The sequence below is a fragment of the Vibrio methylphosphonaticus genome (assembly GCF_023634655.1).
GTDB classification, from domain to species: domain Bacteria; phylum Pseudomonadota; class Gammaproteobacteria; order Enterobacterales; family Vibrionaceae; genus Vibrio; species Vibrio methylphosphonaticus.
On record NZ_JAMKMS010000009.1, the window covers coordinates 67079 to 79613 of the forward strand.

Sequence of the window (12535 nt, forward strand, 5' to 3'; positions counted from 1 at the left end):
TATAGTATATTCTGAACTTCTCAGATCTATATCTTGTGGTTTATTATAGGTGTCAATGGACATTGAACGTCAATAGGTGGTTGGTGAATAATTGAGCGATAAATGTGCAGTTCATTCCATAATCGAACAAAAACTGTCTTGTTAATGAGATTTGCAGGCAAAAACTGGCCGATGGCTTTTCATAACGTTCAAAATACGATTGAGCCTGTGGTTAGACGCGGCATCGCGAAGGTGATAGGACTTGATACGGACATGAAACAGTGAGGTGAGGAGCATGAAAACGATGGAGCAAAAAATCGACGCTTATGTGGCGTGGTGTGAGCGCCACCTAGTGCGCATTGCGTATGTTGGTGTGGTGGTGTTGAGTATCGTCACGGTGGCGCTGAATCTATGGTAGCGACAGGGTAAAGACATGGCCGTGATGAAGTGGTTAGGGGAGCCATAGTGTGCTATTTCATGGCGTTGGTCTGGCGTGGACATGGACCGCCTTTTCATTGAGTCGGCGCAGAGTGGATAGCAACGCTGGGTGTCTTAGGCTCAAATTGCCCTAGATGTAATCTTCTGATTTAAAATGGCTTTTTGCTTTATTGTGAAAAAACTCTAAGGCGCCGCACCATAATGACAGGGTGAAATGCGTTGTTTTTTTGATAGTAACGATAAGCACACTCCTGTTGGTCGCATCGCTGGACGAAAATAGATGTGAATACTGTATATAGTATATTCTGGATTTTTCATATCTATATCTTGTGGTTTATTATAGGTGTCAATGGACATTTAACGTCAAGAGGTGAGTGGCGAATAATTGAGCTGTAAGTATGCAATAGATCTTATATTTAAATAAAAGGTGTCTTGATAGTGATATTTGAAGGAAAAATGGGCCTATGGCTTTTCATTGAACGCTTAATACGATTAAGCCAGTGGGTCTCGTAGTGGTGTTGAATACCGTGATGGTACTCAGTACGACAAGTCAATGTAACTGCCGTTTTTTTGGCGCTTTTTCTTTTCTGGAAGCTAGAAGCGGCAAGAGCGAGCCACTAAGTTGGCCACTGCGCTGAACGCTGTCTCAAATGGCCTTTGTGAGTTGTGATAATGTCTCATGCTGAAATGGATTTCAGATCTCTGCAAAAGGTCATGGGTGATCAGGAGTAAATTTAACCTATCCTAATTACGTGTTAATCCAATTAACACGTCACGGACGATATGTTAAAAATTCTAGAAATAATTAACCTATACACTTTAACTGTCAGTTTAGATAACCTACAATGCACTACATGTTAGTTTTTAACTAAAAAATTAACCTATCAAGCTAAGTACACTACGCTAGGTAATTGAATGTTTAATCCAGAAGTTCCTTACGATATCCCTCCGCTACCTGTCGATGGTATAGAGACTGTAAAAATCCTGAAGAAAGTGACACCTGCCGCGAGAGCACTATCCGCGTTGAATCAGGTTGCTAGGCTTCTCGCCAACCAAAACCTATTGGTTAACCTAATCCCAATATTAGAATCGAAGTCGAGTTCTGAAATTGAAAATATTGTGACCACGACGGATGCGCTGTTTAAGCATGAATCGGATTCATCAAGTGCCGATCCTGCAACCAAAGAGGCGTTGAGATACAAAAAAGCTCTGTTCCTAGGGTTCGAATCCGTATCAGGGGAGAATGCGCGTCCTCTAAATACAAATACGGCAATCGATATTTGCAGTGAGCTCATCGATAAACAAGTCGACGTCCGCAAGGTCACAGGAACGAACTTAAAGAATCAACGTACTGGTGAGGTCATTTACACTCCACCAGTGGGCGAGGATAACCTAAGGAATAAACTGTCTAATTGGGAGTCTTATATCCATGATCATGATGTAGATCCATTAATTGCGTTGGCGGTTGCTCACTATCAATTCGAAGCAATCCACCCATTCCTAGATGGTAACGGTCGAACGGGACGAATACTCAACATTCTATTCCTCATCGAAAACGAGTTGCTCTCACAGCCGATCCTCTACTTGAGCCGCTACATCATGCAAAACAAGGAGGATTACTATAGGCTATTGCTGAAAGTTACCCAAGAGGGCGATTGGGAGTCTTGGATCTGCTTTATGCTTGATGCCATCACAATCACTTCTCAATGGACAATCAACAAGGTCAACGCGATTGTAGAGCTTCAAAAGCAAACGTCGGAGCACATCAAAGCGTCTTCTCAAAAAACGTACTCACATGAGTTAGTTGAGCTTTTATTTGAGAAGCCTTACTTGAGAACGCGAGATCTGATTGATAGAGGGCTTTACCGCTCTCGACAAGCTGCGATAGCCACCCTCAAGTCACTAGAGGAGTTAGGTGTTTTGGAGTCAAAGACTGCGGGTCGAGAGACGCTATTCATCAATACGCGCCTTTTAGAACTCATGTCTTACGACACTAACGAATTTTTGCCGTTTGCATATAGGTAGTAGCTCATCACCAGAGCGTCTCTGGTAGCTTAAGTAACCTATCGGGCATCGGTGGCGTCTTCATTGATGAGCCTAGCAACCCCATGACCTTTTTCAGAAATCTGGTGTAGCTGAGTGCATACTCTAATCAAGCTGAAAGTCATGGGTAATCAGGTATTATTAAGCTGCCGATTTGGGAGTTGCCCACCGCTGAACACTGACCACTAGGGTAGACAGCGAGCTGGTCTGCATGCGTCTACCAGAGGACGATAAAGTGTGTTCCATGACATCAAGGTTGATCATTCGTGGGCAAATTCGTTCCGATGGGGCTGAATTGTACAATCAGGATGGCCTTGTCTTGAGTTTAAGTACATGAGAGACAGCAACCATGAGGTGCGAAGTGTGCCTAGGTATGAAAAAACACATCTCCTTGGCATAATGGTGGATAAACCATCATAAAGAACTCGACAATGAATAACCTAATGGATCTCGCAGAGCATGCAAACGCGGAAGATCTTAAAGCAAGATTTAAGTTCCTTCCATTTTCCTGCTCGACTCCGAACCGCAAAGCGGAAGTGGTCAGTAAGCTTCAGACCCTACTGACTGACTCAGAAACGATTAAACGTATATGGGATTGCCTAGGAGATACCCAGAAACTCTGCCTGCAAGAAGCCGTGCATAATCATCATGGTCACATGGACGCATTTGTGTTTCGAGAGAAGTATCAATTACCCTCACCGAGCACGAAAGGATGGAGCAAATACGGGCGTGGTGGTGATAAACAAGACCAACGCTTAGCGCCATTTTTTTATCCTGAACGTCGATACGGTTCAGCGGTGCGGATCCCAGACGATATTTTGGTATGCCTGAAGCCGATGATCCCGCCTCCCCCTGAGTTTATCATTGATATCGCCTCTTTCGATGCGGCAGAAACGATGATATTAGAGTCCTCCCAGCATACAGAGAGTGAGCTTAATGTTCTGATTAACTTCATCAAGGATAGGAAATTAAAAGTAAGTGCAAAGACAGGCATGCCATCAAAAGCGCTTTTGAAGAAACTATCGAGTCAACTCAATGAACCGTATTCAGAAAGTGTTGGGGAATCATTAGAGACAATAAAAGCGTTTGGCTGGGTGCAGGTATTGAGGGCGTCTTCTTGGATAAAGGATAGTCATGGCCAGTTAAACGTTAACTTGAAAACCGCGACGCTCCAACAAAAAAACAGTGATGCCATGAAGCAACTGTTTTGGGACTGGCAACAGAACAGTCAGTTTGACGAATTCTCGCGTATTCAAGAGGTCAAAGGGCAGAAAGGCAAAGGTCAGCGGTATTTTACCACGCCAGAAAGTCGAAGAGAGGCGTGCACTGAAACCCTGAAAGCCTGTCCAGTAGGGGAGTGGATCGCCTTTACCGACTTTATGAGATTGATGGCTGTGAAAGGACACGATTACTTAGTCACAGAAGATACGTCATTTTTATACATCGGCGATGCGCATTATGGGCGTATTTATGAGGAGGCATCACTGACCAATGCTCATACGCGCTGTTTAATGATGGAGTATTTTGCTTCGTTAGGCATGATTGATATTGCCTATATTGATCCTGAAGAAGCGAGTGATGAATATTACAACAGTATCGGACAGTTTGATTTAGATTACCTGTCCATGTATGACGGATTGCAGTACCTACGCCTAACCGACCTCGGTGCTTATATACTCGGCCTTACCGCGGATCACACCGCAACACCCGATACGAAAACCTCGGTACTTTTGCTGACAAAGCTAAGAATGCAGTTCTTATCCTCTCCAACATTGAGTGAGAGAGTCTTTCTTATCAATTACGCCGATGAGCTTGTTAATGATGTTTGGCAATTATCGAAAAATAGGATGCTCGCATACATTGAAAACGGCGGTGATTTACAAGAATTGCAAGCGTTTATCCAAGCTAGGGATGAGCAGCCCTACCTACCGACGGAGATAGAAAATCTGTTTAAAACGCTAGATGAAAATAAGCAAGCCGTAAAAGCGGTCGGCCCAGTGTTACTGCTAAGATGCAACTCAGAAACAACCGCAAACAATATCGCCTCTGCCCCTCAGTTGAGTAAATGGTGTCAACGAGTTGGCAAAGATCAACTGATCATTCCGGAGAATAAGGAGTCACAATTCAGGGCGCTCATCCATGAATTGTCTTATGCAATGCCAATTGATTAACGTGTTCTTAGGTGCATTTTGATCCGACGTTTACGGTGTCCTTTATAGCACGAGTGTAGTGGTACGCTTAAATCTGGATCACTTATGCTCTGGAAGCTTTAGAGAGGCTTTCATAAGGTCTGAAAACCAATGAGAGAGCTTTAGCGCTGTAATGAATGAATTGTTGGGAAAAAAGCGTTAGAGTTTTCCCACTACCATTAGGATCTTGAAATATGACGACAATAACCCTCACCTCTTTAACGGCAACGCAGTCGGCTACCCCAAAGAAAAGTAAACTCAACCAACTTTGGCATGATATCGACAAGAAGCGTCAGCGCAATCAGCGTTATCAAGCAAAACTTGATAAGTTCTATCAAGAGTTTAAAACCTCGACGGAGGCCTCTGAGCACGCAGTCTGTGTTGCCACCGAGTCTTGGATTGGTCACTTGATCTCTTTCATACCGCGTAAAACCATTAAAGGTGCAGAGCGTGAGGCTTTGTATGATTGGCTACAAGAAGAGTTGTCGATTTTAGAATCTAACCCTTTCAACCCAGTAAACACCAACGATCTGCGCGAAGCATTTAACCAGGCGCTGTTTACTGACGTCTCAAATCAACCTGTACCAGATGACATTCCTGCTGAGGTAATTGAAGCATTTCGTCAAGAGCTTGAAATGATGATAGGTGATGATGTTGGATTGTCTCATGAAGAGCTGATGGAGATGGTGAGTGAGCCGCACAAGTTTCAACGTTACTTACAAGAGCTTTTAGCAGAAAAAATGGACGCAGAGGGTGGTGGTGAAGACGAGGACATTGACTGGGGAGCTGAGGACTTCTTTTCGGATGAAGAGTCCTATCATCAATTTGATGCACCTTCCTCATCAGTGGGCAAAGCGCTGTATAACGATAAGCAGATGACAAAGTTGTACCGTCAATTGGCTAAGCAGTTGCACCCTGATAAAGAGACCGATGAGGCAAAAAAAGCAGAAAAGAGCGCGTTGATGCAGCAGCTTTCACAAGCGAAGAAAGAAAAAGATGTGGTTGCGCTGCTCTTGATGGCGCAGCAATATCTACCTGATCATGAAATGGTGATGGATGACCAGCTGCTTGCGCATTTAGAGGCGACGCTTAAAGAGAAAGTCGCGCAGTTAAATCAAGAATATCAAGAGTTGAAACATGGTGATGACTTAAAGAGCATTATTTGGCACAAATTTGGAGGAGGAAATAAAGCCTCCCGAGAAAGGCACCTCTCTCAATACCGTGAGACGTTGCAGCAAGAGGCAAAAGCGCTGAGTCAGCGATGCCAAGAGGTGAAAACAGTGAAACAAATCAAGCAGCATTTGAAAGAACGAGCGGACGCAGCGCTTTTTCATGAACAGTTGATGAGCATTGATCCACACAACTTTTTTTCAGCAGACGGTGATTGGTTGTAAGGGTTTTCAGTGAGTAGCCTTATCAATTGCGAATGTTCAAGGAACTGTCCATGTTGAGGTCCTTATGAAAATCGTATCTTTTACTGAGGCGAGAAATGGTCTTAAAGCGTTTTTAGACGGTGTAGTTAATGATGCAGATACAACAATCATTACACGCCGTGACTCTGAGGATGCTGTGGACTTAAACTTAAGCTTGCGGTCATGGCGGTACAACTTGGTCGAGTCGCTACGTTTAAGCGAGTTTGATACATGCTCTCTCATTGAGTCCTTCAGCCCATCAAAAGTCTTAACCTCCTCAGACTGACTGAGTGAGAAAGTCCGAGATCAGATCCCCCACTTAGAAGTCATTGCAAACCTGAATGCTCAAGCATTAACATAACTTGATGAGAATACGTTGGGTGAGTTTCAAGAGTGAGTCAGTCATTAAATATTCGAGTTTGTAAACATAAGAACTGAATTGATGCACTTGCTGAAAGTGAGCTTCATTCTTTGGTCGTGATGAAGCTTATGATCATCCCAATACATTACCAACCCTGAAGTCAGAAGAAGTGAAGCACATTCACTTAGCTGCTACTGATGCTCCATTCTTAAATTCTATCCAGTTTCGGTGCTGTCCAAGAGTATTCTTAGGTACCTCAATTGATGGGGATAGGGAGATATAGACGAGCTTGAGTTTTGTTGCATTTTTGGACCGCAACACTTATCAATATGTAGACGGACAAAGTAAAAAGGCCTACAAATAAGTAGGCACTCTATCTTTAGCTAATTCAATAACGGCATGGCCTAATTGAACTAAAGTGCGAAAACTGGGTGTTGTTTCAGGTTTTAATGAACGATAAGCACTCGTTCTACTTCTAATACCTGCGCGCTCAATGACAGCGTTGTGACCAAATTGCTCGACATAAGAGCGGATGGCCGCTTGCAAAATGTCAGCTCGACCTTCTTGCATTGAATCCCATGATGCCTGCTTGATTACTCTTTCCATTTCTTTAACGTCAAAAGGCGTTAAATCCGATTCAGTATAACGGCCAACCGTGATTTCCTTTAACGTTGCCGCTGATAATTCAACACCACTCCAATCAAGGGATCCGTCAGCCTTTAATGCAAACTTTTTAAAATCAGTCACATGGCTAAATGCTTCTTTTTGAAAATACTCAGTTAAGTTTGCTTCACCGATATAGCCGTCACTAAAAGTAAGCTCAAGCGTAAAATCAGCGACTAAATCAACATCAATTACTTTTAACATACGTCACCTATAATTTACCTGGGTTAATACCAGCAACTGCTTTTTCCCACATGGTCATCAGTTTTTCTCGATTGTTTTCAATGTGTGATTCTGCTCGTTTTCGTTGCTTGTTTGGCAAATAACCTTCTAAGTTTTCACCTGTTTCAATTGCTACGATTAGCTCATAACTGCCATATTTGATATGAATGTGAGGTGTTTTATGTTGCTTGTTATCAAAAAAGTACAAACAAAATGAAAGGCCAAGCAATGCATCTATCTCCGGCATAGCAATCTCTAAGTATCAAATCTGCTTAAACTATAACATTGTATCCTAGAGGAGACAATGTTTGCATGCGGCATCGTTTAAGCGGTGAATATACTTCGGTGGGCAACTTGAAGATGGATTGGGGGCAGGGACGGCGTAAGGGCGTACTTGGGGTTCTCATTGAGCGCCTTTTTTTATTGCGTCGGTACAAGCAGGTCGCAATGTTCACTGCGATTCAAACTGTCTCAAATCGCCCTCAATCGCCACTATTGTGTCTCAGGCTATCATTCCACTTTCTTGCAATTTGCTAATTTAAATGAGGTTTTTTCGGTATTCTAAGTGCGCCTCTAAGGCGCCGTACCCTTGGCTTTCTTACGTAAGGCATTGACTTACAACAATTTAACGTGATCCTTTTCGTCTCAAAAAGCCTGATCGTTGAGATCAACTGTCTCAGGTGCTTTTTTACAGTGTTGGTCTTGGTGATGGTTAAGTGAGGTTAAAAAGCCTTAGAGCATCGAAGTAAAAACGGTAGTATAATGAATATATGAGATTCGTATGCAGAGAAAGTGTTATGAGCAAAGACTTAACGGTCTATGGGGTACCACAAGTAAAAAGGCCGAAACTAAAAGCGACCAAGCAGTTAGACTTGAGTGGTATGCAGGGGCGTCAAATTGTGCTTTCTGAAGCCAAGTTAGCGCTAAGAATGCATCGTAAGACATTCACGAAACTTGCAGATATGTAATGGATATTATTTGCTTTCCATTCGAGCGAGTTATTGAAATTAATACGTTTATTTTAGCGACCGAGCCTGGCTTGCAGGGTGAGGTGGATATAGCAAAACTTCAAGGTGCACTGGGTCGAATTGACAATGCGATCGTGTATGATGGTCTGGAAGATGTTTTTGATATTGCAGCAAAGTATGCGGCAAGCATTGCCACCGCTCACGCCCTTTCCGATGCAAATAAACGTACGGGGCTGATGGTTGCACTCGAATACTTGTCACTTAATGAGTTTGAAATTGTCATCGACAACGCCTTACTTGCTGATGCCGTCAGAGATCTTTTGCTTGGTATATTAACCGAAGCGGATTTTGCAGATATTTTGTATGCACAATACACGGCAGGGCTTGAGTGTTAAGTCAGTATTGATCTTGGAGATATCGTAGGTATTGAACCTCATCGCTCAATAAATGCAGATATTTTTAGGTTGCTTCCAATACCCCTAAACCATTGGATCTGGAATAAAAAGGCTAGGTCACATTCTCTGTTTTTTTGATGGGGAGATAAAAAATGGAAGCAATGTTCAATTTTGAGAACTAGGTTGATTATTGTAGGTTACCGTCACCATCTACGTGATGAATTAAATTTAAGGTGTCAGAGTCAAATGACTCTGACACCTTAAGGCACCGTATGGCTTCACTTACAATTTTTGTGGCAAGTTACTACTGTATTTGACGTTAAGCCAATAGATGAGATTGGTGATTTAGTTTGTTAGTTGTCCATCTAACGCACTAGTGCTAACATTTGTGTGTACAATATTTTTCAGGGAGCTACTCATGGATACTAGAATTCAATTTCGCGTTGATGACGAAACAAAACGTCTAGCTCAGCAATTGGCTGAGAGCCAAGGCCGTACTCTTAGTGATGCTTGCCGTGAACTGACAGAACAAATGGCAGAGCATCAAAGAAAAACATTATCTCATGATGCTTGGTTAACAGAACAAGTAAAACTTGCTTTTGAAAAGTATGACTCTGGTAAAGCCGTATTTATTGACAATGATTCAGCCAAATCTCGAATGGAAGCCCGTAAAGCGAGAATTCGTAGCCGAGGTAAGCAATGATCTTATGGGAAGAAGAATCCCTTAATGATCGAGAGAAGATCTTTGAATTTCTCTATGACTTTAATCCTGATGTAGCTGAAAGAACCGATAATATTATTGACGACAAAGTTGAAAACTTGCTTGAGCAACCTTTAATGGGAGTGCAACGTGACGGAGTTCGAGGAAGACTACTAATTATTCCTGAAGTTTCGATGATGGTTTCATATTGGGTTGAAGGCTCAATTATCCGCATCATGCGAATTCTACATCAGAAGCAAAAATTTCCTACAGACTAATCTGGTGTACCAAGAATACAGATCTCAAGGTGTCGAATTCAAGGTGTCAGAGTCAAATGACTCTGACACCTTGGGTTGAACAGAGCATCATGATAGGAAGTTTTGCTGAATGATGTTTTCTCACTCGCAAATAGCGTCTTTCCTTCATTTCAACATCGTTTTCTTTCCTACCCTTTGATGAATATTACTATGAGAGAACCCCATGTTATTCATCACCAATCGCATCCCTAATCAATCTGCGCGCTCTAAAAAGAACCGCGCCATTTCCTTTAACTATCAAAATACTGATATCTCCAAATGGCTCTATTTTTGTGAGCGTCATGACGTGGGTGATTATACGGAAATTCTATCCACTCCCTTCTTTGCTCGCTTAAAGGCGCTTCCAGATACCACGCAAATTTTGTTTTACCTGCATGGCTTTAACAACAATATGGAGTCGTCTTTTGCTGTTAGTGATACTGCCACTGCTATAGATAACGATGGCAAAAACAAAAGCATTAGCAAGAGCAAGAGCAAAAGCGATAGCGTATTTACACGAACGGCTCAGCTGCAGGCGTTGCTTGATAAACAGCAACCCGGCTGTTGGTCATCCCGATTATCTGGCCTTGTGATGACGATAGCCCTAGCGCCATTATGGATGACTATTGGGATGACCAAAAAGCTGCCGATCACTCTGCCGTCGCCTTTGCGCGTTTGTTTTATAAGTTTGATGGTTGGGAGAAAAAATACAGGACATCCATGTATTTGACGCCCTCTTAATCCCCAATTAGGCTTACTTTATCTGTTTATATTTAGTTCACCCCGGTGGTTAGGATGACGCAAGCTCGCTCAACTCAAGTTTCCCTTCAAGACACGGCGCACTATCACTGTATTTCACGGTGTGTGCGCCGTGCTTTTTTGTGCGGTGAAGATGCTTACTCAGGAAAAAGTTTTGGTAGAACGCATGCGCTTGCTAAGTAAATACATGACACCCATGTATTTGTTTCAACTTCGCCAACAACTTTTGCGATTTAGCCATCAGCTGAGTATTGAACGACAATTACTCTGCCTTGGTTCGTAGCCGTCTAATCAGCGTTAGCCGTTCCCAAAATCTTCAGCTAATGTACAATTTGCCAAATGAGTAAAAAGGGTGTAGTTTTTACTCATGGTTAAATTTGAATTTGATGAAAATAAAAGCAGGTCAAACTTTGAGAAACATGGAATTGATTTCTATACTGCCCAAGGTTTGTGGAACGATTCTGATCTTATCGAAATCCCTGCAAATACAAGCGATGAGCCAAGATATTTAGCTATCGGTATGCTTAATGGCAAGCATTGGTCTAGTGTCATTACATATCGTGGGTTAAATCTTAGAATCATTTCAGTCAGACGTTCACGCAAAGCGGAGGTGAACTTATATGAAAGCGCATGAGTTTGATGCCAAATTTGAAAGTGACGATGATATTTTAGGTGATCTAGATTTATCTAAAGTTAAACGTCCAATGCAAAAACAGAAACGAGTCAATGTTGATTTTCCTGCCTGGATGCTAGAGTCACTAGACCGTGAAGCAAGTCGAGTAGGTGTTACACGACAGTCAATCATCAAGGTTTGGCTAGCTGAAAGGCTTGAAAATGTAGCCCATCACCACACTTCAAACTGAATGGTTACAAGTATTTAAGAGCGATTCCCAACACATGGCATTTTTCATTCCATCGTTGGGTTTTGTTTTACGGTTTCATTTCAACGAGAAAATACAGGACACTCATGTATTTGACGCCCTCCCAATCTCCAACTAGGCTTACTTTATCTGTTTAGATTTAGTTCACCTTGGTGGTTCGGATGACGCAAGCTCGCTCAACTCAAGTTTCCCTTCAAGACACGGCGCATTATCACTGTATTTCACGGTGTGTGCGCCGTGCTTTTTTGTGTGGCGAAGATGCTTACTCAGGAAAAAGTTTTGAGCATCGTAGGCTCTGGCTGGTAGAACGCATGCGCTTGCTAAGTCAGGTGTTTGCCATTGATGTGTGTGCGTATGCCATTATGTCCAATCACTATCATTTAGTGCTGCATGTGAATACGGCTTCGGCAGAGTCTTGGAGTCACCAAGAAGTCGCGCAGCGGTGGACGACGTTATACAAAGCGCCGTTGTTGGTAAGCCGCTGGCTTGGTGGTGAGCTAAAGTCCAAAGCTGAAATTAACAAAACTCTGGCGCTTATTGACGAATGGCGTGAGCGCTTAACCGATATCTCGTGGTTTATGCGTAACCTTAACGAGTTTATCGCCCGCGAGGCCAATAAAGAAGAAGGGTGTAAAGGCCGCTTCTGGGAAGGGCGCTTTAAGTCTCAGGCGTTGTTGGATGAAAAAGCGCTGCTAAGCTGCATGGCTTATGTGGATTTAAATCCTGTTCGCGCTGATATGGCGCAATCCCTTGAAGACTCTGAATTTACTTCCATTTATGAGCGCATTCATTCGATAGCGTGTCAAGGGGATGCGGGGCGAGGAGAGGTTACCCGTTTACCTGCGAAAGGCTTAGTAGGCTTTTTAGGTAATGAGCGAGAAGTGCGGCCCTCAGTGTTTTCTAAAATGGGTGGCATTGAATTTTCTTTGTTGGATTATTTATCGCTAGTGGAAGCTTTAGGCCAAGTGGTGCGGCCAAACAAGCGTGGTTATATTCCGCCATGTCATAATACGATTCTTGAACGGCTAAATATGAATGCTGAAGAGTGGCTTAAACTCTCAGAAAGCTTCGGAGGCAAATTTCGTTGCGCTGTTGGGTCAGCTCAAGAACTGATGAGTTATGCGCAGCATACAAACCGGGCATGGGTGTCAGGCAAGTCCTTAATGGATGTTATTTGCCAATCTTAAAGTAATGGTTCCACTTGCAGCTTTTGTGGCGGATTACTACAA

The 12535-nt window shown here is 42.9% G+C and carries 13 protein-coding genes and 3 pseudogenes; 14 read left to right on the forward strand and 2 right to left on the reverse strand.

From position 1 onward, the window contains the following. The first annotated feature begins 274 nt into the window (after positions 1 to 274). The 6 genes and pseudogenes from M9196_RS23545 to M9196_RS23725 form a co-directional block, all read left to right on the forward strand. A complete protein-coding gene (locus M9196_RS23545) occupies positions 275 to 397 on the forward strand; it encodes a hypothetical protein (protein ID WP_284677168.1) in 123 nt (40 codons plus the stop codon). Between the two features lie 935 nt (positions 398 to 1332). Beyond that, positions 1333 to 2442 carry a Fic family protein gene (locus tag M9196_RS12250; RefSeq protein WP_161750915.1) on the forward strand — a complete coding sequence of 370 codons (1110 nt, stop codon included), beginning with the start codon at positions 1333 to 1335 and terminating at the stop codon, positions 2440 to 2442. A 449-nt stretch (positions 2443 to 2891) separates the two neighbouring features. Continuing rightward, the gene (locus tag M9196_RS12255) at positions 2892 to 4631 is read left to right on the forward strand and encodes a hypothetical protein (RefSeq protein WP_250617822.1); all 1740 of its coding nucleotides are present in this window, start codon (positions 2892 to 2894) and stop codon (positions 4629 to 4631) included. Between the two features lie 212 nt (positions 4632 to 4843). Further along, positions 4844 to 6043 (forward strand): J domain-containing protein, encoded by a 1200-nt coding sequence (locus M9196_RS12260; protein ID WP_250617823.1) that lies wholly within the window; start codon positions 4844 to 4846, stop codon positions 6041 to 6043. A gap of 64 nt (positions 6044 to 6107) precedes the next feature. Then, positions 6108 to 6275, forward strand: a pseudogene (locus tag M9196_RS12265) (type II toxin-antitoxin system Phd/YefM family antitoxin); the annotation flags it as partial. 262 nt (positions 6276 to 6537) lie between these two features. Then, positions 6538 to 6705, forward strand: a pseudogene (locus M9196_RS23725) (hypothetical protein); the annotation flags it as partial. A gap of 71 nt (positions 6706 to 6776) precedes the next feature. Here the strand turns inward: M9196_RS23725 and dhiA are convergent. Both dhiA and dhiT read right to left on the reverse strand, forming a co-directional pair. Continuing rightward, entirely contained in the window at positions 6777 to 7289 is a 513-nt protein-coding gene (gene dhiA, locus M9196_RS12270; RefSeq protein ID WP_021024578.1) for a type II toxin-antitoxin system antitoxin DhiA, read from the reverse strand. Further along, positions 7283 to 7554, reverse strand: a pseudogene (gene dhiT, locus M9196_RS12275) (type II toxin-antitoxin system toxin DhiT). The gene dhiA and the pseudogene dhiT overlap by 7 nt, the downstream one beginning before the upstream one ends. A 550-nt stretch (positions 7555 to 8104) precedes the next feature. On the opposite strand from dhiT, the gene M9196_RS12280 reads away from it, so the two are divergent. From M9196_RS12280 to M9196_RS12315, 8 genes are all read left to right on the forward strand, one after another. Then, positions 8105 to 8275: an acetyltransferase gene (locus M9196_RS12280; RefSeq protein ID WP_250617824.1), complete on the forward strand. Its 171-nt coding sequence runs from the start codon at positions 8105 to 8107 to the stop codon at positions 8273 to 8275. Continuing rightward, entirely contained in the window at positions 8275 to 8670 is a 396-nt protein-coding gene (locus M9196_RS12285) for a type II toxin-antitoxin system death-on-curing family toxin (protein ID WP_250617825.1), read from the forward strand. The genes M9196_RS12280 and M9196_RS12285 overlap by 1 nt, the downstream gene beginning before the upstream one ends. 418 nt (positions 8671 to 9088) lie before the next feature. Further along, complete coding sequence (locus tag M9196_RS12290) at positions 9089 to 9373, forward strand: type II toxin-antitoxin system RelB/DinJ family antitoxin (RefSeq protein WP_250617826.1); 285 nt, start codon at positions 9089 to 9091, stop codon at positions 9371 to 9373. Then, positions 9370 to 9648: a type II toxin-antitoxin system RelE/ParE family toxin gene (locus tag M9196_RS12295; protein ID WP_250617827.1), complete on the forward strand. Its 279-nt coding sequence runs from the start codon at positions 9370 to 9372 to the stop codon at positions 9646 to 9648. The genes M9196_RS12290 and M9196_RS12295 overlap by 4 nt, the downstream gene beginning before the upstream one ends. Before the next feature lie 202 nt (positions 9649 to 9850). Then, the gene (locus M9196_RS12300) at positions 9851 to 10396 is read left to right on the forward strand and encodes a hypothetical protein (RefSeq protein ID WP_250617828.1); all 546 of its coding nucleotides are present in this window, start codon (positions 9851 to 9853) and stop codon (positions 10394 to 10396) included. 396 nt (positions 10397 to 10792) lie between these two features. Continuing rightward, entirely contained in the window at positions 10793 to 11059 is a 267-nt protein-coding gene (locus M9196_RS12305; RefSeq protein ID WP_250617829.1) for a BrnT family toxin, read from the forward strand. Then, positions 11046 to 11288 carry a type II toxin-antitoxin system BrnA family antitoxin gene (gene brnA, locus M9196_RS12310; protein ID WP_017051371.1) on the forward strand — a complete coding sequence of 81 codons (243 nt, stop codon included), beginning with the start codon at positions 11046 to 11048 and terminating at the stop codon, positions 11286 to 11288. Before M9196_RS12305 ends, brnA begins: the two co-directional genes overlap by 14 nt. Before the next feature lie 179 nt (positions 11289 to 11467). Next, on the forward strand, positions 11468 to 12493 hold the full coding sequence (locus tag M9196_RS12315; RefSeq protein ID WP_250617830.1) for a transposase: 1026 nt from the start codon (positions 11468 to 11470) through the stop codon (positions 12491 to 12493). Positions 12494 to 12535 lie beyond the last annotated feature (42 nt).